This window comes from Alterileibacterium massiliense, assembly GCF_900104645.1.
Taxonomy (GTDB): domain Bacteria; phylum Bacillota; class Clostridia; order Peptostreptococcales; family Anaerovoracaceae; genus Alterileibacterium; species Alterileibacterium massiliense.
The window spans coordinates 175817-202401 of the sequence record NZ_FNWE01000002.1; the positions used below are offsets into that span (position 1 = coordinate 175817).

Consider the following 26585-nt stretch of genomic DNA (forward strand, 5'->3'; position numbering starts at 1 on the left):
ATGATTAAATTACAAAAAAAGAAAAAAAACAATATCTACCTTTATCAGACTAGCGTAGACAATATGTTCATAAATGACCTACTCCCAATGGCACCAGGCGATTATGTCAAGGTATATATGTTCGGGCTTATGTATGCAGAGAATGGGATTGAGATAAAACAGAGCAAGCTCGCAGCAATACTTCGTGTTCCTGAAGATGAGATTGATAAGGCATGGCGGTACTGGGAAAAACAGGGCGTTATTGAGATTAGCGAAATTGATGATGAAGAGGGAAAAAACAATTACGGAGTAAAATTTATAAGCCAGATTGAAACTTTCTTTAATGCCGGTGTAAATAATAATTATCAATATAAAAATAGCGGGGAGAAAAGATATTCCGGAGATAATGGAGATAAAGATGATAGCGACGAAAAAATATATGCTGGAAATAAAGAGAGTAAGGCTTGCAATCTAGGAGGCATGGCTCAAGCTGAAAATATCATTAATAAAGATATGGCGAACATCTTGAAAAATATATATGAGGAGCTTGAAGAAAGTTCAGGGCAGCTCCTTTCGCCAAAAGCCATGGATACAGTTGCTGAGGCAATAAGCATATACGAGGTTGATCCTAAGGTCTTTTCTTATGCTATAAAATATTGTGCAGACAGAAGTCAGTATAGCATTTCATACATAACAAAGGTTGCAATTGAGTGGAAGAAAAAAGGATTTGAAAGTCCTAGCGAAGTTAAAGAATATAATGCAAGAAATGACGAGAGATTTTCAAATTATAAGAGAATTTTCAAGGAAATTGGCTTTAATAGGCCCGTATCTAATGCAGATAAGGAGCTTATGGCACCGTGGTTTGACAGATACAATTTTTCATTAAAAGAGATATTAGATGCTTGCAGAAAGGCGGCAGGACTAAGAGAGCCAAACTTAAGATACATCGATAAGGTGCTCATGAATAAGTACGAAAGTCAAGGTGGTAAGATAGAGCATGGAGCTAATGGAGGTGTGAAAATTTCAAGGAAAGTTCTCGAAGAATATCTATCCATGCTTAGAAATAAGGAAATTGATGAATATAACTTGCGTTGCAAGGAAGTCGAAAAAAGAATTCCAATATGGAAGGATGTCGAGAGAATAGAGAGAGATATAAGAGAAAATATAGTGAATTTTGATTTTACTAAAGATGGAAAAATCAAGAGAAAGCAGGCTCTCGCAAGGCAGAAAGAGCTTGATAAGAAAAAGAAGAAGATTTTGACGGAAAGCGGATATGATGAGAACTATCTAGAAATTCAATATAGATGCAAGAAATGTAATGACACAGGAGTTACAAATCAAGGAAAGGTATGCTCCTGCATAGAAGATAGAACAAAAGAGGCTTATGAATGGAATCAAAAAAGGGACAAGAGATAAAAACAATTAATAAGATACAAAATGGATTTGCAAAGGTGGTTGAAGCCCACGACCATGTTCAAGCGATTGTAGATAAAGAAGCCTATAAGTCATTTGTGGAGTTCAGAAGATGGCTACATAGACACAGAATGAAGCCGGGCAGGGCACATAAATTATCGCTAACAATAATGGCACTTTTTCTTGCGAGTTGCATGGTCTTTATTGTAATGAACCATTTTACAATATATGAATACGCATATAATGGCAGGGTGATCGGCTATGTTCACAATCAGGAAACGGTCTATGATGTTTTAGATGTTGCGAGCGAGGGGCTTTCTGATACAAATAAGGATTCACGAATTAAATTTGTAGCAAATGACAACATCACATTTAAAAAGACTACATCAAAGAACAAGGACCTCGATGATAATGACATGGTTCTTAACAAGCTCACATATATGACGAATATAGAAACGGAAGCGATTGGTATTTATCAAGATGGACTTTTGCTTTCAGTTGTGGAAAATGAAACAATAGCAAATAGAGTGACCGAAAGGCTCCTTAAAAAAAATAGAGTACCCGATAAGGGCATGAAGATAAAAAAGATTGGATTTAAAGGAAAGATCGAGTTTAAACCGCTCAAGGTAATGATAAATGGAGTTCAGGGAAGCAAGAAATCTGAAGAAACTCTAAGCCAAGGAGGGACATATACTCTAAGGCATATTGTAGAGAATGAAGAAACGATAAAGGATATAGAGAAAAAATTTGGCGTCAAGGCGGACGATATTGCTGATAAAACAGGCGAAAAAGCAAATAAGGTAAAAAGCGGAGATATTTTAACCATAACAAAGACGGTTACTCCTGCAAAGATAGAACTTGTAGAAACTGGAACGATGTCAGAGATTATCAAATATAAAACAGTTAAAAAGGACAGCAAGGATTATTACAAGGGAGACACCTATGTAGAGCAAGCAGGTGTTGACGGCAAACAGGTTATCACAGGAACTGTCACAAAGATAAATGGAAATATAGTTCATAGAGATATTAAGCACAAGGAAGTTTTAATAGAATCAGTGGACGAGATTATATTGGTCGGAATTACGGATAGACCAAAGACCGCACCAACAGGTGTGTTTATGCTTCCAACGAGAAATTACATTCTATCATCGCCATTTGGACCAAGATGGGGAAGATTCCATACGGGAGTTGACCTTGCAGGTCCTACGGGAACGCCAATATTTGCAGCAGATGGTGGAACGGTCATACGAGCTGGATATTTCGGCGGATATGGTAACTGCATAGACATCGACCATGGCAATGGAGTGGTAACGAGGTATGGTCATAATAGTGCACTTCATGTAGGCGTCGGAGCAAAGGTATATAAGGGGCAGGAAATTGCTAGCATGGGAAGCTCAGGAAATAGCACGGGACCACACCTGCACTTTGAGATTATAGTCAATGGAAGCCCGATTGACCCTGCTAGCAAGCTATCATTTTAATTGGATAAGAGATGACTGATAGAAAAAAAGAAAGAGAGATAATAAGAAAAAAGAAGAAAAGAGCTTCGAGGCGAAAAATCATTATCCTTATGATAATGATTATTTCCCTTGTAATAGGCAATCCTCTCAGAAATTACATTTCTCTAAGAATTGAAAATCACAGGTTAAGGGAAAGAAATGAACAACTTATCCTCCAGCGGTCAAAGCTAAAAGAAGAATATAAAAATATCGACAATAGGGAATATGTTGAAAAATTGGCGAGAGAGCAGTTAAGGCTGGCAAATCCCGAAGAGATAATCTTTATTTTCCCTGAGGGGGAGAACAAGATAAATATTACGACAGATGATTAAAGATAATATCAATGAAAAAATTAAAATAAAAGAAGCGATTATTGTCGAGGGCAGAGATGACGAAGCCAGAGTAAAGCAGTCAATTGATGCTATGATAATAGTTACCCACGGCTTTGGAATAAAAGAGGAAACATGGAAGCTTATAGATAAAGCTTATAGAGAAAAGGGTGTAATAATATTTACTGACCCAGACCATGCAGGCGAAATGATAAGAAGAAAGATTGAGAAAAGATGTCCTAAAGCTTTGCACGCAAATTTATCTAGAGAAAAAGCGAGAAAAAATAAGGATATAGGCGTAGAAAATGCAAGTTCAGAAGACATTTTGACAGCAATTTTGTCTGCAAAAAGCAAGAAGAGCGAGACGCAAGGCAAAAGCCTACTTGCCAATAAATCGCAAAGCGAAAGCCCATTAAGCCCAGAGGATATTTATGCCCTTGGAATTTGCGGAGGAGAAGGAGCAAAGATTAGGAGAGAGAGGCTCTGTGATAAGCTCGGTATAGGCTATACAAATGCAAAAGGTTTTATAAAAAGAGCGAATGATTTTGGGATAAGCAAAAAAGACATAATGGAGGCACTTTTAGTTGAATAATATCTATCCTACGCCTTTAGATGAAATAAAATATATCAAGAAAAAATACGGATTTGAAACAGCTAAGAAATTAGGTCAAAATTTCATAACAAATAGAGAAGTTGCTAAGGATATTGTTAGCGGGTCAGAAGCTATAAATAGCATAGTTATAGAGATAGGCCCCGGAATAGGGACGCTCACAGCTCTCCTTGCGAAAGAAGCAAGAGCAGTCATTGCAATTGAGCTTGACGACAGATTGATTCCGATTCTTGAAGATAGATTCAGCCCATATGAAAATGTAAAAATTATCCATAGTGATGTGCTTGAAATAGACCTTAATAAGGTAATAGAGGAAGCGACCAAAGAGTTTGGTAAATCAGAAGTCAAGATAATTGGCAACCTGCCATATTATATTACAACCCCAATAATTGTAAGCCTGCTTAAAGGAAAAATTCCTGCACGAAGCATTACAATAATGATTCAAAAAGAGGTGGCAGACAGGATAATCGCTGAACCGGGCTCAAAGAAATGCGGGGCAATAACCTACTTAGCTCATTATTATTCAAAGCCAAGATTGATATGCGAAGTGGATAAGGAAAATTTTTATCCTATGCCAAAGGTCGATTCGGCAGTTATAAAACTGGATATAAGAGAAAAGCCGGCAATTTCGGTAGCGAATGAAGAATTATTTTTCAAAATAATTAAAGCTGGATTTATGCAGAGAAGAAAAACCCTAGTTAACTCAATCTCTCACGGAGGGCAGTTTGACAAGGGAGAAATCATCAAGGCTCTTGATGCACTCGGCATTGATTTAAGGCGAAGAGCAGAAACTCTCTCGCTCCTTGAATTTGCAAGACTTTCGGCGATACTAGCCGAGGAGAAGCATAATGGATAATGAAATAAAGAACGAAAAAATAATGAATGATAAAACAAATAGCAAAGAAGCAATGAGCGATAAGGCAAAAAAAGATAAAAAAGAGAAAAAAAAGGTATTCTTGTCGATTAAGAGCGGAATAAATAGAATATATGCCAAAATTCCGAAAAGGGAATCAAAGCTTTACGATGGAAAAATTCATCAGGAATATTTTGTCCTAAAGCTTGCTGCCTTCTCGCTTTTGATTTACCTATATATAGAAGAATTTGCAAGAATTACGACCAGCACTCTTGGCGGTTTTCTAATGATAGTTAACCAGCCTTTGGTTTTCTTATACAATTGGCTTATAATCTTCACTACGCTTTCAATATCGCTATTGTTTAAGAGAAGAAACTTCGTAGCAACTGTTGCAGGATTATTTTGGATTACTCTTGGGACTGGCAATGGCATAATTTTGACTAAGAGAATGACTCCTTTTACAGTCTACGATATGCAGAATTTAAAAGACGGCCTAACTCTCGTTACACAGTATTTCAAAATCTGGCAGCTAATCATGCTGATTATCGTAATAGCTTTTGCAGTAGTATTTCTAATTATATTTTTCTTTGCATCGAAGAAGTGGTGTAATCTAAATTGGAAGAAGAATATCATAACACTTGTATTGCTCGTTGCTTTACTCGCAGGCTCAACGGCTGGGCTTCTAAAGATAGGCAAGCTTTCAACATATTTCGGTAACCTCAACTACGCATACAAAGACTTTGGTTTTCCATACGGATTTATAAATACGACAGCAAATACGGGAATTAACAAGCCTTTTGGATATTCCGAAGCGAGCATAAATGAGATATTGAAAAATGACACATATACCGGAGGCAAATTCAATCCTGATGAATATAGCGAAAAGACATGGCAGGGTGCATACAAAAGTCCTAATATAATAGTTCTTCAGCTGGAATCATTTTCGCTTGCACAGGATTATAATCACATAAGCACATCGAATGACCCTACACCTGTATTTAACAAGCTTAGAGAGGAGTATTCGACAGGCTGGTTTAAGGTGCCTGCCTGCGGTGCGGGTACTGCGAATACAGAATTTGAAGTTTTGACTGGAATAAGCTCAAGATTTTTTGGACCGGGAGAATATCCATACAAGGGAAAGCTGAGAGAGCAGACACAGGAGAGCCTAGCCAGCGTGCTCAAAAAAAATGGATATTATACTGCAGCAATGCACAACCATAGAGCCCTCTTTTACAATCGAAATGAGGTATATCCTAATCTAGGCTTTGACTCTTATACATCAGTTGAATACATGAACGATGTCGAAAGAACGCCGGTCGGCTGGGCAAAGGATTCGACGATGACAGATGACATCATGGAAATAATGAAGAGTACAAAGGAGAGCGATTTCATGCACATCGTATCGGTTCAGGGGCATGGAGCATATCCTAAGGATCAAATTTTTTCCTCACCATATACGAGTGTAACAGCAAATAATAATACTACAAAATATAAGTATGAATACTATGTTAACGAGTGTTATGAGATGGATAAATTCTTAGGTGATTTAATTGAAGAGATAAATAAGGCTGGCGAGCCGACAATCATGCTGGTATACGGTGACCACATACCCGCACTCGATATTAAGGAAAGCGAATATGCCAATGGTGACTTATATAAGACGAGATATGTGATATGGGATAATATCGGGCTTCCAAAGGTTGATGGAAATCTCAAAGCATATGAGGCTGGAGCAAGACTTCTCGAAGATGCAGGGATAGTAGCACAGGGAGCAATCTTTGACTATCAACAGACGGCGGATAGGGTTAATAAAAAGGACTACCTTAGGAAATTGAAGGCAATTTCATATGACGAAATGTATGGCAATAATTTTGTCTTTGGCGGTAAAAGACCTTATAAAAAAACCAATATGAAGATGGGATTTAAGGATATTAAGGCTGAAAAAATAGTAAAAATTGGCGGTAGTTATTATATTACCGGACAAAATTTTACGGAGTCCAGCAGTTTTAGCATGAATGGAAAAATTTTAAATACTATATATCTAAGCCCTGAACTTATAGGACTAAAGGAAAAACTGGATCCAAAGGATATTAAAAAGCTTAAGGTAAGCCAGATTGATAGAAAAGAAAATTCAATACTTACGACAATAAATACACTTGAAGAGTTATAAAGACAAGGAAAAAACACATGGAAAAAGAAGAAATCAAAGAAAAAATCACGGCGGAAAAAATGGAAAATATGGAAAACAAAGAAGAGACGACGGAAAAAATAGAGGCGAAAAAAGAAGATTGCCAAGAAGATGGCAAAGAGAAAAGCAAGCAGAATAAGGAAGAAGAACTTGAAAAGGTTGTAGGGATTCTCGAAATTGCAGACGGCGGGTTTGGATTTCTTAGATTTAACAATTTCTTAACCTCGGACGCTGATGTATATGTATCAAATTCCCAGATAAGAAGATTTGATTTAAGGACGGGAGATAAGGTCGAGGGCATCAAGAGAGAGGCAAATTCGAGAGAGAGGTTCGGAGCCTTGCTAAAAGTAATATCTGTAAATGGCAGGACTCCTGAGCAGGCGAAGAAAAGACCGAGATTTGATGATTTGACGCCGATTTTTCCACGCGAAAGATTTACATTAGAAAGCACGCCTATTGAACTCAGCACGAGAATGATCGATTTAATCGCTCCTATAGGCAGGGGGCAAAGAGGTTTAATCGTAGCTCAGCCTAAGGCGGGAAAGACGGTTTTGTTAAAGAAGATAGCAAGCAGTATCGAAGAAAAATATAAGGACACGGAGTTAATTGTGCTCCTAGTTGATGAAAGACCTGAAGAAGTAACCGATATGAAAAGGTCTCTAAAAAGGGCGGAAGTCATATATTCTACCTTTGATGAAAAGCCCGCACACCATGTTAAAGTTGCAGAGATGGTAAATGCGAGGGCAAAGCGTCTTGCTGAAGAGGGTAAAGATGTAGTTATCCTCTTAGATAGCATAACGAGGCTTGCAAGGGCATATAATATGGAAGTTCCTTCGACAGGAAGAACTCTTTCAGGTGGACTTGACCCAGGGGCCTTGCACCCACCAAAGAAATTCTTCGGTACAGCGAGAAATATCGAAGAAGGCGGAAGTGTTACAATACTAGCAACAGCCTTAGTTGACACGGGAAGCCGAATGGACGATGTAATATATGAAGAATTTAAGGGAACGGGAAATATGGAGCTTCACCTAGATAGAAAGATGAGCGAGAGGAGAATTTTCCCTGCGATAGATCTTGCCAAATCAGGAACAAGGAGAGAGGACCTGCTATTGACGCAGGAAGAATATCAAGTCATGTTCTTCCTAAGAAGGCAGATGTCCGATGGCAATCCGTCTGAAGTAACAGAGGAAATTCTAGATAATATGACCCACACAAAGACAAATAATGACTTTATAAACATAATGAGAAAAATTAATTATTAAACAGGATAACAGGATAAGAGGCGAATAATTGGACTACTCAAAAATTTTCTTAAAAGAGGCGGTGCCGACTTCTATAGGCGGGCAGGCCATTATGGAAGGCGTTATGATGCGAAGCGAGCCATGGACAGCGATAGCATTAAGACTTCCTGATGATAGAATATATTTAAAAAGAGAGAAGAACAAGCCAAAGTCAAGGGCATATAAAATTCCATTTATAAGGGGAGTATTCTCATTTTTCGATTCTTTTGTTAGCGGAATGAAAACTCTTATGGATTCAGCTGATGTCCTTGAACAATTTATGGAAGAAGATGAGGAGGAAGAACCTTCAAAAGAAAGCTTTATAGAAAAGCATTTCGGAGAGAGAGCAGCATGGAATTTCGCCATGTTCATATCATTAATATTTGCCTTTGTAATTTCTATAGCAGTATTTGTGATTTTTCCTACATGGGCAGGAGGCTTTCTCGAAAAACACATTGAAAATTCAGTCCTTCTAAATCTTGCAGAGGGTTTAATAAGGATTCTATTATTTGTCCTATACATTCTCTTAATATCTAAGATGAAAGATATTAAAAAATTATTTCAATATCATGGTGCGGAGCACAAGACGATTCATACCTTTGAGAATGGGCTTGAGCTCGTGCCAGATAACGCAAGGCAGTTTGAAACGCTTCACCCAAGATGTGGGACGAGCTTTGTAATGTTCGTTTTTATAATAAGTTTATTGCTATTTTCCTTCCTCGGCTGGCCTAACCTTACGCTTAGAATAGCATCGAGGATAGCACTTCTTCCTGTAATTGCAGGGATAAGCTACGAGTTATTAAAATGGGCGGGAAGAAGCGACAATATTTTAGTAAAAATTCTGAGCACGCCCGGTCTTATGCTTCAGAAAATTACTACAAATGAACCTACGGATAAACAACTTGAAATAGCTATGGTATCACTCAAGGCTGTACTTGGCATGCCTGATGAGCCGGAAATGGAGGCGATTGTGGATAAGGATATGAACATAATCAAAAAGATTTCGCTAAAACTAGCTGGAAGAAAAAAAGAGGATAAAATCAAGGTGAATGCGGGAGGTGTGGCTAATCCCGCTGCAAGCAGAGAAGAAGAAAGCGATAAGCTTGAGTTCGAGCTTTATATTGACCCACGCTCAGTTGCAGGAGTGATTGCACATGGAGCAGAAGTTCTTGCGGCTGCAAGAAAACCAAATGCAAAGCATGATGCTACAGAGATTTTCTGCTATGCGATGGGATATTCTCATGCTGATATAATAACAAGAAGCACAGAGGTCATCTTTGCAGATGATATTAAAGAATATGACAAGCTCATTGAAAAGAGAGCTTCTGGCGTGCCACTTCAGTACATAATAAAGGTGCAAGGCTTTATGGGACATCTGATTAGGGTAAATAGCGATGTTCTAATTCCAAGGCTTGATACAGAGATTTTGGTAGAGCAGACCATAGGCCTAATCAAGGGGAAAAATATCAAGGCTCCTGTAATTGCGGATGTATGCACAGGTAGCGGTGCTATTGGAATATCTCTAGCACATGAATTTCCGAATGCGGAAGTCACGATGACGGACATCAGCGACAAGGCAATAAGCACGGCAATAAGCAATGCACAGATCAACTCCGTCTATTCGAGATGTATGTTCCTGACGGGCGATATGTTCGACGCACTATATGAGGGCAAATTATATGACATTATAACTTGCAATCCCCCATATATTAGAGAGGATATTATAGATACCTTGGATGAAGAGGTCAAAAACTACGAGCCTTTGATTGCCTTAAATGGCGGTGAGGACGGACTTAAATTCTATAGGATTATTGCTTCAAAGGCATCAAGTCATTTAAAGAGCGGTGGAAACTTAGTTTTGGAAATAGGTTCAGAGCAGGCAGAAGAGGTAACAAGACTTCTTGCCTTCACCGGTGATTACGAGAGAATATCAACGGTTAAAGATCTTGCCGGCTTAGATAGGGTTATAGTAGCCGAAAAAAAATAAAATACTGATTAACGGGGCAAATGAAAAATAAAAATGAGATTGATAATTAGATTTGCAAGTTAAAGGAAAAAACATATTGATAAATTGTACTGAAAATTAGACTGATAGAGAGGACCGAAAAGATGAATATTGCACTTATCTTTGGTGGAAAATCTTCTGAGCATGAGATTTCAAGAATGTCTGCTTCAGCTGTATTAAAATGGCTTGTAAAGGGAAGCAACGATGATTCAGAAAAAAATGAAATATTAAAGCTAGGCATTGATAAAGAGGGAAGATGGTTCCTTACAGAAGCATCACCTGAAGAAATCTTTGATGGTAGATGGGAAGACAAAAATAACAATAGACCGGCATATATCACGCCAGACCCCCTTGCCCACGGCATGGTGATTTTGGATGAGGATAGGTTTATTTATAAGAAAATTGATGTTGTAATTCCGGTTTTACATGGTGATCATGGAGAAGATGGCGATATTCAAGGCTTGCTTAATATGGCAGAAATTCCTTATGTCGGCTGCGGAGTTGCCACTTCTGCAAATAGTATGGATAAGTCACTTACGAAGAAGCTTGTCGGATATACAAAGGTAAGGCAGGCGGAATATATAGAAATAAGAAAAAAGGAATATCTAGAGGACAAAGATGGAGAGCTTTTAAGGATAAAAAATAAATTTAAGGGCAATTATAATCTCTTTGTAAAACCTTCTTCCGCAGGCTCATCAATAGGTGCGTCAGGAATTAAAAGCGAAGCAGAGCTTCCTCGTGCGATAGAGCTCGCATTAAAGGAGGATAAGAAAGTTCTTATTGAAGAAAAAATAGTAGGTAGAGAGATAGAAGTTGCAATACTTGGTAATGATGAACCTAAAGCGAGTGAGGTTGGAGAAATTCTATCAGCTGGAGAATTTTACGACTACGATTCCAAATATAAAAATCCAAAATCAAGGACGAGAATTGTGAGCGACCTTCCTAGGGCTACCATTGACGAGATTAGGTCTAAGGCGATAGAGATTTATAAGGCTCTTGAGTGCAGAGGACTTTCCAGAGTGGATTTTTTCTACACAGAAGATGGGGAGATAGTATTTAATGAAATCAATACCTTCCCAGGATTTACGAGCATAAGTATGTATCCGCTCCTCTGGCAGGATAGAGGAATTTCGGGAGAAGAACTTATCAAAGATCTAATAGAACTTGCAATTAATCAAGAGTGACCAATGAATACTATTCCAAGAAAAATAATATCCATAATTGAAACAATTGAGAATGAGGGGTTTAGTGCATATATCGTTGGAGGCTCTGTTAGAGACTTAATTCTTGGGATTGAACCAAATGACTGGGATATAGCAACAAATGGGACGCCAGATGAAATCGAAGGAATTTTTGGCAAGCTTGAAGACTATAGAATAAAAACCTTAGGTAAAAAGCATGGCACAATAACGCTATTTGAGAGCGATAATAGCAGAACTGCACTTTCTGAAATAACGACTTTTAGAATAGATGGAAGGTACAGCGATGCCAGACATCCCGATTCTGTAAAATTTTCAAGCAGTCTTAGCGAGGATTTGCGAAGAAGAGATTTTACAATTAATGCATTAGCCATGGATAAAAATGGCAAAATCATAGATCCACTTATGGGGCTTAAAGATATTGAAGAAAGAATTATTAAAGCTGTCGGAGATCCGGCAGCTCGTTTTAATGAGGACGCACTTAGAATATTAAGAGGAATAAGATTTGAGGGGGAGCTTGCAGAATATGATTTTTTAATGGATAAAAAAACCGAAGAAATGATGCTATCCTGTAAGAAGCTTCTATCTAAAATTTCAAAAGAAAGAATCCAAGCCGAGTTTAATAAAATTCTTATTTCGCGAGGAGCATCTTTCGTACTTAGAAAATATCAAGAGATAATAGAATTTATAATTGGATTTTCGTATCAAGATAATCTTAATTTAATCGGTGCTATAAATCCCGCAAATAAAGAATTGGGAAATAATAATTCGGCAAATAAAAAATTAGGAAATAATAATTTGATAACAAAAACTAAGGTGCTTAAAATAAACCTAGCAATTTTGATGTGCAAAGTGCCGGAAAATAAAATCAATGAAATACTAAAGGGTCTAAAATATAGCAAGGAAATAATCAAAGATGTAATTTTTTTAATCTCAAACAAAGATGAAAAACTTCTCATAAATGAAATTTACGCGAGAAAAATGCTCCAAAAAATGGGAGAAGACAGGCTCAATATGCTGATTGAATTTAAAAAATATTATATTTCAGCAGAGATGGGTTTTATAAATGAAGAACTAGACAAAGAAGGACTAGACAAAGAAGAACTGGATAATGAAGAGCTGGAGAAAAAAGAAATAAAAAACGAAGAAAAAGAAGAAACATATAAAAAAGAGATAGAAAAAATAGCAGAATTTAAAAAGCTTGTTAAAAAGCAGATAGATGAGGGTGCCTGCATAAACGGGGATATGCTAGAGGTTGACGGAAATGATATTATCAAACTTAGAGTAAAAGAAGGGCCTATAGTTGGCAAGGCTCTTGATTTCGCACTTGAGGAGATAATTGAGGGGAAAATTTCAAATGATAGAGAAGCAATCATTCATTGTATTAAGGATTTTCTAATGGTATATTTAGATTAAGGTAATAGAAAGGAGCAGAATTAATGCACAAGATAGTGAATAAAAAACAACTCAATCACGATATGTTTTGGCTGGAATTTGAAGCACCATATGTTGCAAAAAAGGCTAAGCCAGGGCAGTTTATAATCTTTAGAGTTGATGAGTATGGTGAAAGAGTACCGCTTACGATGGCAGGAAGCGATAAAGATAAAGGAACGGTAACTATAATTTTTCAAAGCGTTGGCAGGTCGACAAAACTCCTGTCACAGCTTGAGGTTGGTGATTCAATCCTAGATGTGTCTGGACCTCTTGGAAAACCGACGAAGATAGATGGACTTAAACGAGTTTGCGTCGTGGGAGGAGGCACGGGAAATGCACTAGCCTATCCGGTCGCAAAGGGGCTCGCTGATTCTGGAGTTAAGGTCGATATGGTATCAGGATTTAAAACTGAGGAGCTTGTCGTATTAGAAGATGAGTTTAAGTCGGCAGTAGATAATTTTTACCTTTTAACTGATGACGGCTCTAAGGGTGAAAAAGGCTTTACGACGGATAAATTGAAAAAGCTTATCGAAAAAGGGAATATCTACGATGAAGTGATAACCGTAGGACCGCCTATAATGATGAAATTCGTCTGTGAGGTTACAAAACCATATAATATTCCGACAGTTGCTTCACTTACGGCACTGATGATTGACGGAACGGGAATGTGCGGAGGCTGCAGAGTGAGCATTGATGGAGAAAAGAAATATGTGTGCGTCGACGGCCCTGAATTTGACGGACAGAAAGTTGACTGGGATAAATTAATCGCAAGAAACGCATATTATAAAGATGAAGAAACCGAAGAGATTGACCATGTTTGCAATATCACAGGAGGAGTCCGCCATTATGAATAAACAAAATACCAAGACACCAATGCCGTCGCAGGAACCTAATATAAGAAATTCAAATTTTGACGAGGTAGCTCTCGGATATGATGAGGAGATGGCAGTAAATGAGGCGGAGAGGTGCATTAATTGTAAAAACAAGCCTTGCGTTGATGGATGCCCTGTCAATGTAAGAATACCAGAGTTTATCGGTAAAATTGCAGAGAGAAAATTTGACGAAGCATACGAGATACTGACTTCAACAAACTCATTGCCTGCTGTATGCGGAAGAGTATGCCCTCAGGAGAACCAGTGCGAGGGTAAATGCACAAGAGGTAGAAATGGTGAGCCTGTGGCAGTCGGAAGACTTGAAAGATTTACAGCGGATTGGCATAAAGAGCATAGAGGAAATAAAGAAGTGCATAAGCCTGAAAGCAATGGTCACAAGGTGGCTATTATTGGAGCGGGTCCAGCCGGATTAACCTGTGCAGGTGATTTAGTGAACAAGGGGTATGAGGTCACTGTTTTTGAAGGACTTCACAAAGAGGGAGGAGTTCTCGTATATGGAATCCCTGAGTTCAGACTTCCTAAAGACATAGTCGCATATGAGATAGATACGCTCAAGAAAAAAGGAGTTAAGTTCATAAATAATGTCGTAGTTGGCAAGGCGATATATATTGACGACCTCTTTGACGACGGATTTGAAAGCGTGTTCATAGGAACGGGAGCGGGACTTCCTAAGTTCATGAATATACCGGGTGAGGACTTGGTAGGCGTTTATTCTGCAAATGAATATTTGACAAGAATAAATCTCATGAAAGCATATAGACCCGACTATGACACTCCAATCAAAAAGAACAAGGTCGTCGCTGTTGTTGGCGGAGGAAATGTAGCGATGGATGCCTGCCGTTGTGCGAAAAGAATGGGAGCCGATGTGCACTTGATATATAGAAGATCGAGAGAGGAAATGCCTGCTCGTAATGAAGAAATAGAGCACGCTGAAGAAGAGGGCATTAAATTTCACCTCTTAAACAATCCGGTTGAGATTATGGGTGATGAAAAAAAATATGTAAGAAGCATTAAGGTTATCAAAATGGAACTCGGTAAACCAGACGAAAGCGGAAGAAGAAGACCTGTCCCTGTTGAAGGCTCAGAATTTGAAATTGAATGTGATGCGGTAATAATGGCTATAGGCACTAGACTAAATGCACTTATTCACGATACAACACCAGGGCTTGATTTGACAGACAAAGGTGGAATTGAAGCAGATGAGGAGACCGGAGCAACGACAAAGAGAGGCGTTTATGCGGGAGGAGATGCTGTTACAGGTGCTGCTACGGTAATTAAGGCCATGGGAGCAGGCAAAAAAGCAGCATCATCAATAGATGAATATATAGTAGGAAAAGGTAAGAAAAATTGAAGCTTGATATAGAGAGAGTCAGGGGAGCAATTTTCGATGTTGATGGAACGCTCCTTGATAGCATGAACACATGGTTCACCGTCGGAGTGAGATACCTTGAGACTCTAGGAATTTATGAAGATGAAAGCCTGGGTCTGACGCTCTTTAGCATGACAATGACGGAAGCTGCCGAATACATGATTGACAAATTTAGCCTTCTAGGCAATAAGCCTTTTCAAGAAAAAATTGTATCAAAGGTAGGAAGTGATAGAGATACCATTGAGATTGCAGAATTTTTCGGAAAAGAAATGGCAAGGGGTATGAAGGATTTTTATGTAAATGATGTAATGCCTAGAAAAGGAGCCATTCAGCTTTTAGAGTATTTTGATAGAAAAAATATACCTATGTCGGTTGCGACATCTACCCATATCGACCTGCTAAAACCTGCCCTTGACAGACTCGGCATGACAAAATATTTTAAAGCGATAATAAGTGCCAGTGCTTTAAATATAAGCAAGGGGACACCTGAACCATTTAACCTATGTCTTAATTCTATGAATCTCAAAGCAGATAAAGGCGTGTGGGTATTTGAGGACGGGCTATATGCGATAAAGACGGCAAAAAAAATGGGATTGAGCACAGTTGCCATATTTGATGAAATAAGTGAGGGCGACTGGGAAGAAGCCGTAAAGCTAGCAGACATCAATATAAAAGAATTAGATGAGCTGATTTGATAATTAAACGGAATGAACATATTTAATAGATTAGCAGTTTTAATAATTAAAAAAGAGCGTAGGACTTTTTATTTTTAAATTACCCCACGCTCTTTTAATTATCTCACTCACTATTTATTTATCTCTCACTTTTTCGCCCTTTCGCTCGTTTACTTATCTCTCACTCTTTTAATTATCCCACTTTCGTCAAACATCTCACGCTCATCAAATAACCCACGCTTGCTTATATGATCTTGAAGAATCTTATCAGGAAGTTACAAGATTTATTTGAGCAAGATTAAAGCCTCACTCGCAATTTTCATAGCGGTATCAAATTTAGAGAGTTTTCCAAGCTCCCTAGACTTATCGCTCGTAATTAAGGTTACAACATTTGTATCCACCTCAAAGCCTGCACCCTCAGTCCTAAGGCTATTTGCAGCGATCATATCAATATTTTTCTTTTTCAATTTTTCTCTTGAATTTTCTATGAGATTTTCAGTTTCCATAGAAAAACCGCAGATAACTTGCTTACCCGAACCTTTACCCTCACCGCGAGATTTAGCAATTTCAGACAGAATATCCTTTGTTCGTTTAAGTTTTATGGAAAGGTCGCCGTCTTTTTTCTTGATCTTATTTTCAGCCCGAGTAAGTGGAGTGTAATCGGCTACAGCAGCCGCCATGAATATAAGATCTGAATCTTTCGCTTCAGAGGTTATGACATCGTGCATTTCACTTGCATTTTTTACCTTAATTAAATCTATAAAAGTTGGAGGAGTTAAGCTTACAGGCCCTGAAACAAGGCATACGCTTGCACCTCTCATCATGCAGGCTCTGGCAAGGGCATATCCCATTTTACCGCTTGAGTGATTTGTGATGTATCGAACAGGGTCTATTTCTTCCTGCGTTGGACCTGCACTTATTAGAACCTTAAGCCCTGTCATATCCTTTTCAAAAGCAATCTGCCTATAAATATGCTCGGCTAAAATCTCAGGCTCAGGCATCTTTCCTGCACCGATGTCACCGCAGGCAAGGAAGCCCTCATCAGGCTCAATAACCTCGAAGTCATAATGCTTTAATCTTTTTATGTTATCAAGAGTAATTGGATTGAGCAACATTCCGGTATTCATCGCAGGAGCAACTATTTTTTTGCACTTGGCTGCCAAAAGCACAGTGGTTAGCATATCATCTGCTATTCCATGTGAAGCTTTTGCAATGAAATCAGCTGAAGCAGGTGCCACAATAATCAAATCCGCAGACTTTGCAAGAGAAATATGCCTAGCATCGAATTGAAAATTACGATCAAAGGTATCTATATGACATTTGTTTCCAGTCAGCGTTTCAAATGTCAGCGGAGAAATAAATTTCGCTCCATTTTCAGTCATTATTACATGAACATTCGCATTTTGATTCTTTAATATTCTGACAAGATAGGCAGCTTTATAAGCAGCGATGCTACCAGTCACCCCAACAATTACAGTCTTGCCGGTAAGCATAGAAATACTCCTTTCAATTAAGGTCTTTATTTAATCATTAAATCATTGTTATTTTAACATGAAAAAACTTATATATTCAATCTTTATAAATCGAAATAAAGCAAATAAAAATATCTGATACAGTATGCTCGGAATTAAGAAGAAATTTGTTGGTTTAAACAGGGATAGGAAGCTTATATTTCAAATATTAAAAGAAGAACTTAGCAACTCCCATAAAATATTTTATAAAAATATACTTAAAAAGTAGAATTTATAGATATTGCACTAAAAAATGTGGTATAATTACATAACTTAAAACAAAAGTCTTGACAATAATTGATAAGGAAGTCAAAATTATGAGACAGACATACAGACAGACAGAATATATTGTGACACACGCATCGGTATATTAGATGCTTTAATTTTGATTTGAAATCTCCTATGTAAATGGGAGATTTTTATTTTGAAAATATTTTAAAGAAAAATTATCAAAGGGGGAGGATAAATATGAAAAAGAACAAACTTAAGTTGCTACTTTCTATTATCATCTGTTTTTCTCTTATCAACATAGGGGGAGTTTTCTCCTATGCTGGAGGAAGTAGCGGAGGCGGTGGCTTTGGCTTCGCAAGTGAACCTGCAAGACCTCTTATAGTTAAGAAAGTATGGCAGCCAGACAAAACAGGGAATTATGGACCTGATAAAGATAAGCCGGTTATTATTAATGCAGATTTAAGTTTTCAAGTAAAGCATGAGGGACAGGTACTAAATTTTAAAATTAGTAGGCATAATGCGACGCAAAGAATAGAAAACTATCTAAGGATGCCTGGACAGAGTAATCAGTTAGCATCTATAGATTTTTTCACAGGAATGAGAATTGAAGAGGTGCAAAGTAGCATGTATTACTCAGCACCTGTAATTACATTAAAAGATATAGATGGAAAGGGATATACTGCACAATTTTATACAAGAGATTTAATGGTTAATGAAAAAACTCAAGAGACAATAATAAGGGAGATTCTTGTATATAAAACACCGAAAACACCTATTAAACCACCGATGCCTCCTATTGCAATGCATTTTGAAGAAGAAAGGTATAAAAATATAGAGCAACCAGATCCTAATGCTACTAAATATTCAGAAGTTAAGGCGAAGTTATCAATAACTGAAATAGGTAATTACAATAATTATGATAAAAAGGTTGAGATAAGAGCATTACCATATTCGCCGGCAGAGCCAATAAAGATGAGGGAAGTTCCACCTCCACCACATCCTGAAGGTTATGCTCTCTTTAACTCACTAGACATAACAGTAACAAACACATACAATCCACCAGTACCTGAGGAAGAAAAGCCACTGGTTCCACCTGAGGAAAATACTCCACCAAAGGAAAAGACTAAAAAACCGTCAGTTCCTAACACAGGTGATAGCGAGGCATTTATGGTATTAATTTCATTGCTTGCCATAGGTACGGCTGGAGCTGTAATGGTAGTTAAAAGGAAGAATTCGTAAGTTATCTAAAAAAGAGTTTAAATATGATAAAAATAAACGACATTTTTAATGATTAAGGAGGGATAAATATGAAAAAGAACAAACTTAAGTTGCTACTCTCTATTATCATCTGTCTTTCTTTTATCAATATAGGGGGAGTTTTCTCCTATGCAGGAGGAAGTAGCGGAGGCGGAGGCAGCGGATATGTCGGACCTGCCCCACCTGTCGTTTTTGATGATGAAATAATGCCTATCGCAATTTTTAAAAAGTGGCAGCCGGACAAAACAGGCAATTATGGACCTGATAAAGATAAACCTGTTATTATAAATGCAGAATTAAGTTTTCAAATAAGGCATGAGGGACAGTTACTAAATTTTGAAATTAGCAGGCATAGTGCGACTCAAAGAATAGAAAACTACCCAGGGGAGCCTGGACAGAGTGATCAGATAGCACTTATAGATTTTGTCACAGGGCAAAGAATAGTTGAGAAAAACAATGGGAGACGCCAGCAGTATGTAACGACTATAAAAGATAAAGATGGCAAAGGGTATGTAGCCCAATTCATGTCGAGAGATATATTTATAAAGGCTAGTACACATGAGGCAAGAATAGGCTATATTAGTGTTTACAAAGAACCTAAGATTCCAATACCACAACCACCACTAGACATTGCTCCTCAAGGAAGCGTATATAAAAAATTTGAGCAACCAGGTCCTAATGCAATCGTTTATAATGATGTAAATGCAAAACTAACAATTTCAGAGATAGAGAAGTATAAGGGCTATGATGAAAATCTTGAAATTGAAGTAAGAGGATGGCCGCCAGCGCCTGTAGATGGCTTGGTTCCAAGGAATCCAATGCCAGATTTTGGAAGCGATAATGATCCTAGAAATCACTATTTACCTTATCCTACACTAGATATAACAGTAACAAACACATATAATCCACCAGTACCTGAGGAAGAAAAGCCACCAGTTCCACCTGAGGAAAATACTCCACCAAAAGATCCACCAAAGGAAAAGACTAAAAAACCGTCAGTTCCTAACACGGGTGATGGCGAGGCATTTATGGTATTAATTTCATTACTTGCCATAGGTACAGCAGGAGCTGTAATTACAGTTAAAAGGAAGAATTCGTAAATTGATTTTACTTTTTCAAATAATCCTTGCATGATTAAGAACCATTTGTTATAATCATGACGCTGTGATAGCAGCTGGGCACTCGGTGCAGGTTCGGACTGTGAAGCAGACAATTATAGAAAGAAGGTAAATCGCATGAAGGAAGGAATCCATCCGGAATTTAAGGAATGTAAAGTAACTTGCGCATGTGGTAATACATTTACAGTTCTCTCTGAGAAGCCGGAGATGAGAGTAGATGTGTGCTCAGAATGTCATCCATTCTTTACAGGAACACAGAAATTCTCTAACCGTGGCGGACGAGTTGAGAAATTCAAAAATAAGTACGGACTATAAGATGAACGATGAGGAGAGCCGAAAGGCTCTTCTTTTTATTTACATAAATATTGGAGTTATTGAAACAAGTGCAAATCACACCTTTACTCATCAACAAATAAAATCCTATCAAAGCCTTCTTGCTCTCTCAGAAAAATCCCACAAAACCCTTGAAATTTCACGGGGGGAGGGGTGATACAATCGAACAAATGGATATAGTGACATTAGAGTATTTTATATTTATATTTTTTACGGCATTAATATACTGGAGCTTAAAGGGGAAAAACAAATGGATTGTTCTTCTGTTTTCGAGCTTGATTTTTTTCTTTGCAAATTCCAAACCAAGCACAGTTTTATATATGCTGTATAGCACGACAAGTGTATATTTTGGCACTATTTTATTAGAAAAAAGAGATGAAAGAAAAAAGCAAATAATTGCAGGTGCTGTGATAATTTCAAACTTGGCAATTCTTGCCGTTCTAAAATATAGCAATTTATTTATAGATGCCGTAAATTTTGTAGGTATACTATTTGATAATTCAGAACCTATTTTGCATAGAGTAAGCTTAATTGCTCCTCTTGCCATAAGTTTTTATACACTACAAATCATAGGATATTTTATTGACTGCTATAGAGGCGAAATAAAACCCGAGCAAAACATTTTTAAACTACTACTATTCACCTGCTATTTTCCAATGATGGTGTCAGGACCTATATGTCGCTTCAGCGATGTTCAAAACTCATTATTCAATAATAATAGTTTTGACTATCAAAGAGTATCTCTCGGCATAAAAAGAATCGCATTAGGACTAATTAAAAAAATTGCTATTGGGAATAGACTCTTTTCAGTTGTAAGCATTATTGATGCTGATATATCGACATATAGTGGATATTATATATGGATTTCAGCTTTATTATATTCGCTATATCTTTATATGGATTTCTCAGGATGCATGGACATAATATCGGGTGTTTCAAATATTTTAGGAGTTAAACTGCCAGATAATTTCAAGGCACCATTTTTTTCAAGATCTACAAGAGAATTTTGGAGAAGATGGCATATTACACTTGGAGCATGGCTAAGAGATTATGTGCTTGATTCTTTATTAAAATCAAGAATTTATATCAACATCACGAAAATATCGATAAAAAAATTGGATAAAAAGCGTGGGAGAAATTTATCAGTTTATATATCAATGCTGTCGGTATGGATATGTATGGGAATCTGGCATGGCAATGGATGGAAATATGTATTGGGAGAAGGTCTATGGTATTGGATGGTGATTGTCTTGGGGATGATGCTTGAATCAAAATTTAATAATTTGAGAAACAGCCTTAAAATAGATGCTAACTCAAATTGCTGGCACATTTTTCAATCAATAAGGACACTTATTATATTTTCTGTAGGCAATCTATTTTTTAAAGCGACAAATTTAAATAGTGCATTTAATCAGATTATTAAATCTTTTTCTGTTAGGGGCGATATAGGTGTATTTAGCAATTTAATATCTGACAATTCAAATATCAGGGGGCTAACTAATGTTAGCGTTTTATTAGTAGCCATTTTGTTAGTTTTAATCGTTGATATTTTGATTTATAAAGATAAAGATGTGTTCAAGATAATTGCAAAAAAAGGTTTCCTTGCTAGATGGACTGTATATACGCTTATGATTGCACTTATTGTGCTATCACTGGGAACACATTCGGTTCCTTTTGCATATGCAATGTTTTAAGAGGGCTAAATGAGTGATAAATTAAGATTGACAACTAAAATATTAATGGCGTGTCTAATAGCACTTGTTTTTAATTGGACTGCGTTCGACAGTGTTCAATCATACACAAGAATTATGTTGCATGAAATGTATAAATATGACGGCAACATAGATGCCGTTATTGTCGGAGGATCTGAGGTATTAAAGGGCTATGATTCAAATATAGCATCTAAAATAATGAATCAAAATGTTTTTAACCTCGGCTCAGCGAGCCAACAATTAGGTGGCTCATATGCAATAATAAAAGAGGCTAATAAGAATCATAAAATAGAAACAGTTTTTTTAGATGTTGGTTTTCAAAGAAATCAAGCAGATAAGGAAGGAGAATTACAGACATATATTTTAACGGACTTCTTTCACTTTGGAATAAACAAATATTCATATTTGTATCAAACAGCAGGATTTAAAGGAATAGAAAATGACATAATGCCTTGTATACATAGACACGGCGAACCAATTCATGTTATCAAGGGTAAGTTAACAGAGGATTACCGCAAATATGGATATAAAAATGTTACCCATGATACTGAAAAATATATGGGAAGTGGATTTGTATATTCTTATAAAAATGCAAAACATGGGGATTATTTTGAAATAGAGGAAAACATTGTTTCTAATAATGTTATGTCAGATTTTGCAAAAAGAAAATTAAAGGAAATAACAAATTATTGCTATCAGAATGATATAAAACTTGTATTAATTGAAACACCACTCCCCGATGCAACGCTTTCAAAAGAAAACTATCAACCATATGTTGACTATATGAGGGAATACGCAAATAAAAATGGGCTTCAATATTTAAATTTTAATTTATTAAAGAAAGGATATTTAGAATTAACTTTTGACGATTTTTCAGATGCAGTTCATTTGAGTGGTAAAGGTGCCCAAAAATTTACGGGAGTTTTTTCTGATGTCTCAGCCAAGGCAACAAATAACAGCGAAGAAGTAAAAAAATATTTTTACGATACTTATTTAAAAAAAATAAACGAAAATCCTGATGAAACTATGAGGTAAAATATGTGGATATTAGATGAACTTAAGGGCATGAGGGAAAGTGATAGAATAGCAATCATCCATCGAAATAAAACAATTACTTTTAAGGAACTATGGTTATTATCAGAAAAAATTGCGATATATCATAATGAAGAACTAAAAACAAAAAATCCAATTATTATATATGCCAACAAGGAAATTGAAGCTACGGCTATAATGCTTGGAACACTAAAGAGTGGAAGAGCATATGTATTTGTGGATACAACATTTCCACAAGAACGCGTTGGAAAAATTGCGAAAAAAACTAAAGCGGAAATAATTTATAATTTTTCAGGAACTGATTTATCTGAAGATGCTTTTAATGAATATATAAAAATAATAAAACCATCTGAATTTGAGGATATTAAATTTAGTGAAAATAAAAATATAAGTGAAAGTGAATGGGTTAAAGGAGATGACCTATCATACATACTGTTTACTTCGGGAAGCACTGGAGAGCCAAAAGGCGTTGGTATTACGAAGAATAATATAATTAATTTTATAGAAGGCTTCAAAGACATACTTGAAATTGATTTAGAAAAAGTTTCATTAAATCAAGTATCATATTCTTTTGATATATCAGGTATACAGTTTTATTACTATTTAGCTTGTGGTGAAACTCTATTCAATATTGATTCACAAATGACAGCAAACATTTCTGAATTGTTTGCATATCTTAATAAGAGCAAGGCTTCGTCATGGGTTTCAACACCTTCGTTTATTGAGATGTGCGTCATATATGATGAATTTAATTCTGATTTGTTACCTAATTTATCAAAAATAATACTTGCAGGAGAAGTGTTAACAAAGAAACTTGCCCGAGAATTATTTCACAGATTTCCAAAAGCAAAAATATATAATGGCTATGGTCCATCAGAGGTTACTATTTTTACATCAGCATGTGAAATTAAGCCGGAAATGTTAGAAGAAGATGACAATTTACCTATAGGAAAGGTTATAAAAGAGGCGACATATTGGTTGGAAAAAAACGAGAATTGCTTAACACCTAATTCTGAAGAGGGAGAGCTGATAGTTGCAAGCAACAGTGTTTGCGAAGGCTATTATATGCAACCTGAATTAACTATGAAAAGTTTTTTTGAATATAAAGGGAAAAAAGCATTCAGAACAAAAGACCTAGTTTATAAAAAAGGAGATATGCTTTATTTCAAAGGAAGGACAGATTTTCAAATTAAATTAAATGGCTATAGAATTGAACTTGAAGATATAGAATGTAATATGAATAAAATTGATATTGTTGCCAAAAATATTGTTTTACCAATATATAAAGGAGAAAAAATTTCCTATCTTCATGCGTTTGTTTTAATAGATAAAAAAGTCAAGCAAAACTCGCTCGAGACTAAATTGTATATAAAAAATGAGTTAAAGAAGAAAATTCCAAGTTATATGGTGCCTAGAAAAATAACCATATTGGATAAGTTCCCGATTAACAGCAATGGTAAAGTTGATAGAAAAAAGATTATTATGGAGAATACATAGAAAGGTGAAAAATGGATAAGATTGAAATTATGGCAAGGGAAATATTAAAAACAGTATGCGAGAGTGATGAGATATTAAAGAATCCGGATATGGACTTGTTCGAGACCAATTATCTAGACTCATTCGCAATACTGGATATCGTAGTAGAAATTGAAGAAAGACTTAATATTAAAGTAAAAGCCAATAGTATAAATAAAAGTAAAGTTAGAACGGTTAATGAATTTACAAAGTTTTTAAGAGAGAATATTTAATAAACATCTTATACATTAGAGGAAGGAGAATATAAGGATATGAAAAAATCAGGAATAAGCTTAATAAAAATGTCCATTTATAATATATGTATAGTTGTTTTTCTAGCGATATTAATGATTTTAGGTTTTTATCTATCAGCAAATGGAGCAACACCAGCAGAGAATCAAGAAATAAAAGCTGAAACAATATCAAGCAAAGAATTAGAAGAATTAGAAGAACCAATCGAAGATAAAGATATTGAAAATACAAATATAGATAAGCCTAATGAGGCTATAGAAAATCAAATACCTAGTGAAAACGAAGATGATAATATTGATATTCAAGAAGATGTGAATGGTTACTGGGAAAAAGATAGCCAAGGCTGGCATTTTTATAATTCTGAAGGAATAATGCAAAAGGGATTTTGTATTATTAATAGCAAACAATATTATTTCAGTAGCGACGGAGTAATGAGAAGCGGATGGCAGTACATAGAAGGGAGCTGGTATTACTTCGGAGAAGCAAATGACGGGTCAGCAAAGAAAGACTGGGAGTACATAGGAGGAAGCTGGTACTATTTTGAACCTAGCTATGTAATGGTAAGCGACACCATAAAGGAGATAAGGAGAAGCAAATACGCATTTAGTGCAAGCGGAGCAATGCTGCTAGGAACATTTAAATTCAAAGACGATATCTATACTACAGAGCCTACAGGAGAAATAAAGGATAGTGGCTGGATTTTATATAACAAGAAGTGGTATTACAAAGAAGAGAATGGCGAGATAATAAAAAACACAATGCACNGATATCGGTGGATTGAAATATAGCTTTGATAAAGACGGAGTAATGAGAAGCGGATGGCAGTACATAGAAGGGAGCTGGTATTACTTCGGAGAAGCAAATGACGGGTCAGCAAAGAAAGACTGGGAGTACATAGGAGGAAGCTGGTACTATTTTGAACCTAGCTATGTAATGGTAAGCGATGCCATAAAGGAGATATCGGGAAGCAAATACGCGTTTAGTGCAAGTGGTGCAATGCTACTAGGAACATTCAAGTTTAAAGACGATATCTATGCTACAGAACCTACGGGAGAAATAAAGGATAGTGGCTGGATTTTATATAAAAAGAAATGGTATTACAAAGAAAGTAATGGCAAGATAATAAAAAATTCAATGCACAATATCGGTGGATTGAAATATAGCTTTGATGAAGACGGAGTAATGAGAAGCGGGTGGCAGTACATAGGCGGGAGCTGGTATTACTTCGGAGAAACAAATGACGGGTCAGCAAAGAAAGACTGGCAGTACATAGGAGGAAGCTGGTACTATTTTGAACCTAGCTATGTAATGGTAAGCGACACCATAAAGGAGATAAGGGGAAGCAAATACGCGTTTAGTGCAAGCGGAGCAATGCTACTAGGGAAATTTACCTTTAATAGAAAAACATATGTTACAGATGTAAATGGGAGTTTAATACCATATGATGATTCAGTAGAAGCAAAAGCTAGAGAAATTGCATCTGAGTTAGGCTACAACATTTATAGAGCATTGAATTATTGTGCAGGAATGTCTCGATATTATCTTACAAGTAATGGCAGAACTTCTTATCCAATTATGAGTTCTTCAGAATATGCAATATACGGATATAAGAACTATGGCGGTGATTGCTTGGTTATGGCAAGTGCATTCAAGTATCTAGCACAGGCTTGCGGATATTATTGCACACAATGGTTTGGCTGGGTAGGTAGTTCAACGCATTCTTGGTGCGAAATAGATGGTTATGTTTATGATCCTAATTTTGTTAACGCAACAAATAGAGGCAAATATGGATTTGCATATGGAACAAGAGGAACATGGAGATATAGCAAATCATATACTATGTAATGGCTAATACAATATATCTAAACAGGAGGAGCG

The 26585-nt window shown here is 36.6% G+C and carries 24 protein-coding genes; 23 read left to right on the forward strand and 1 reads right to left on the reverse strand.

Annotated elements, in window-relative coordinates; translation table 11 throughout:
- The 13 genes from BQ5371_RS02635 (at position 1) to BQ5371_RS02695 (ending at position 15746) form a co-directional block, all read left to right on the forward strand.
- Positions 1-1395, forward strand: coding sequence for a DnaD domain protein (locus BQ5371_RS02635; protein WP_071132397.1), 1395 nt, complete (start codon positions 1-3; stop codon positions 1393-1395).
- On the forward strand, positions 1368-2873 hold the full coding sequence (locus BQ5371_RS02640) for a peptidoglycan DD-metalloendopeptidase family protein (RefSeq protein ID WP_071132398.1): 1506 nt from the start codon (positions 1368-1370) through the stop codon (positions 2871-2873). Before BQ5371_RS02635 ends, BQ5371_RS02640 begins: the two co-directional genes overlap by 28 nt.
- A gap of 11 nt (positions 2874-2884) precedes the next feature.
- Complete coding sequence (locus BQ5371_RS02645; RefSeq protein WP_071132399.1) at positions 2885-3223, forward strand: FtsB family cell division protein; 339 nt, start codon at positions 2885-2887, stop codon at positions 3221-3223.
- Positions 3216-3812, forward strand: a complete 597-nt coding sequence (gene rnmV, locus BQ5371_RS02650) for a ribonuclease M5 (RefSeq protein ID WP_083377399.1) — start codon at positions 3216-3218, stop codon at positions 3810-3812. The genes BQ5371_RS02645 and rnmV overlap by 8 nt, the downstream gene beginning before the upstream one ends.
- Positions 3805-4686, forward strand: a complete 882-nt coding sequence (rsmA, locus tag BQ5371_RS02655; RefSeq protein ID WP_071132400.1) for a 16S rRNA (adenine(1518)-N(6)/adenine(1519)-N(6))-dimethyltransferase RsmA — start codon at positions 3805-3807, stop codon at positions 4684-4686. The genes rnmV and rsmA overlap by 8 nt, the downstream gene beginning before the upstream one ends.
- On the forward strand, positions 4679-6853 hold the full coding sequence (locus BQ5371_RS02660) for an LTA synthase family protein (protein ID WP_071132401.1): 2175 nt from the start codon (positions 4679-4681) through the stop codon (positions 6851-6853). The genes rsmA and BQ5371_RS02660 overlap by 8 nt, the downstream gene beginning before the upstream one ends.
- Positions 6854-6870: 17 nt before the next feature.
- A complete protein-coding gene (gene rho, locus BQ5371_RS02665; RefSeq protein WP_071132402.1) occupies positions 6871-8133 on the forward strand; it encodes a transcription termination factor Rho in 1263 nt (420 codons plus the stop codon).
- 28 nt (positions 8134-8161) lie between these two features.
- Complete coding sequence (prmC, locus tag BQ5371_RS06995; RefSeq protein ID WP_071132403.1) at positions 8162-10138, forward strand: peptide chain release factor N(5)-glutamine methyltransferase; 1977 nt, start codon at positions 8162-8164, stop codon at positions 10136-10138.
- 122 nt (positions 10139-10260) lie between these two features.
- On the forward strand, positions 10261-11340 hold the full coding sequence (locus tag BQ5371_RS02675; RefSeq protein WP_071132404.1) for a D-alanine--D-alanine ligase family protein: 1080 nt from the start codon (positions 10261-10263) through the stop codon (positions 11338-11340).
- A 3-nt stretch (positions 11341-11343) separates the two neighbouring features.
- On the forward strand, positions 11344-12771 hold the full coding sequence (locus BQ5371_RS02680; protein WP_071132405.1) for a CCA tRNA nucleotidyltransferase: 1428 nt from the start codon (positions 11344-11346) through the stop codon (positions 12769-12771).
- Positions 12772-12794: 23 nt separating this feature from the next.
- The gene (locus tag BQ5371_RS02685; protein WP_071132406.1) at positions 12795-13643 is read left to right on the forward strand and encodes a sulfide/dihydroorotate dehydrogenase-like FAD/NAD-binding protein; all 849 of its coding nucleotides are present in this window, start codon (positions 12795-12797) and stop codon (positions 13641-13643) included.
- The gene (gene gltA / locus BQ5371_RS02690) at positions 13636-15033 is read left to right on the forward strand and encodes an NADPH-dependent glutamate synthase (RefSeq protein ID WP_235821172.1); all 1398 of its coding nucleotides are present in this window, start codon (positions 13636-13638) and stop codon (positions 15031-15033) included. Before BQ5371_RS02685 ends, gltA begins: the two co-directional genes overlap by 8 nt.
- Complete coding sequence (locus tag BQ5371_RS02695; RefSeq protein ID WP_071132407.1) at positions 15030-15746, forward strand: HAD family hydrolase; 717 nt, start codon at positions 15030-15032, stop codon at positions 15744-15746. The genes gltA and BQ5371_RS02695 overlap by 4 nt, the downstream gene beginning before the upstream one ends.
- A 263-nt stretch (positions 15747-16009) precedes the next feature.
- Here the strand turns inward: BQ5371_RS02695 and coaBC are convergent, their stop codons facing one another.
- Positions 16010-17218: a bifunctional phosphopantothenoylcysteine decarboxylase/phosphopantothenate--cysteine ligase CoaBC gene (coaBC, locus tag BQ5371_RS02700; protein WP_071132408.1), complete on the reverse strand. Its 1209-nt coding sequence runs from the start codon at positions 17216-17218 to the stop codon at positions 16010-16012.
- 486 nt (positions 17219-17704) lie between these two features.
- Between coaBC and BQ5371_RS02705 the strand changes: the two genes are divergently transcribed.
- The 10 genes from BQ5371_RS02705 to BQ5371_RS02745 all read left to right on the forward strand — a co-directional run bounded on the left by BQ5371_RS02705 (position 17705) and on the right by BQ5371_RS02745 (position 26552).
- A complete protein-coding gene (locus BQ5371_RS02705) occupies positions 17705-18706 on the forward strand; it encodes an LPXTG cell wall anchor domain-containing protein (RefSeq protein ID WP_071132409.1) in 1002 nt (333 codons plus the stop codon).
- 68 nt (positions 18707-18774) lie between these two features.
- The gene (locus tag BQ5371_RS02710) at positions 18775-19824 is read left to right on the forward strand and encodes an LPXTG cell wall anchor domain-containing protein (RefSeq protein WP_071132410.1); all 1050 of its coding nucleotides are present in this window, start codon (positions 18775-18777) and stop codon (positions 19822-19824) included.
- A 135-nt stretch (positions 19825-19959) separates the two neighbouring features.
- Positions 19960-20157: a 50S ribosomal protein L31 gene (gene rpmE, locus BQ5371_RS06840; RefSeq protein WP_083377400.1), complete on the forward strand. Its 198-nt coding sequence runs from the start codon at positions 19960-19962 to the stop codon at positions 20155-20157.
- Positions 20126-20332, forward strand: coding sequence for a hypothetical protein (locus BQ5371_RS06940; protein ID WP_135354786.1), 207 nt, complete (start codon positions 20126-20128; stop codon positions 20330-20332). Before rpmE ends, BQ5371_RS06940 begins: the two co-directional genes overlap by 32 nt.
- 13 nt (positions 20333-20345) lie before the next feature.
- Positions 20346-21869 (forward strand): MBOAT family O-acyltransferase, encoded by a 1524-nt coding sequence (locus BQ5371_RS02720; protein ID WP_071132412.1) that lies wholly within the window; start codon positions 20346-20348, stop codon positions 21867-21869.
- Between the two features lie 9 nt (positions 21870-21878).
- Positions 21879-22922, forward strand: coding sequence for a hypothetical protein (locus tag BQ5371_RS02725; protein WP_071132413.1), 1044 nt, complete (start codon positions 21879-21881; stop codon positions 22920-22922).
- A 3-nt stretch (positions 22923-22925) separates the two neighbouring features.
- Positions 22926-24437, forward strand: a complete 1512-nt coding sequence (gene dltA / locus BQ5371_RS02730; RefSeq protein ID WP_071132414.1) for a D-alanine--poly(phosphoribitol) ligase subunit DltA — start codon at positions 22926-22928, stop codon at positions 24435-24437.
- A gap of 11 nt (positions 24438-24448) precedes the next feature.
- Positions 24449-24688, forward strand: a complete 240-nt coding sequence (locus tag BQ5371_RS02735; protein WP_071132415.1) for a phosphopantetheine-binding protein — start codon at positions 24449-24451, stop codon at positions 24686-24688.
- A 390-nt stretch (positions 24689-25078) separates the two neighbouring features.
- On the forward strand, positions 25079-25495 hold the full coding sequence (locus BQ5371_RS07190; RefSeq protein ID WP_456297579.1) for a hypothetical protein: 417 nt from the start codon (positions 25079-25081) through the stop codon (positions 25493-25495).
- The gene (locus BQ5371_RS02745) at positions 25485-26552 is read left to right on the forward strand and encodes an N-acetylmuramoyl-L-alanine amidase family protein (RefSeq protein WP_071132417.1); all 1068 of its coding nucleotides are present in this window, start codon (positions 25485-25487) and stop codon (positions 26550-26552) included. Before BQ5371_RS07190 ends, BQ5371_RS02745 begins: the two co-directional genes overlap by 11 nt.
- Positions 26553-26585: the final 33 nt, after the last annotated feature.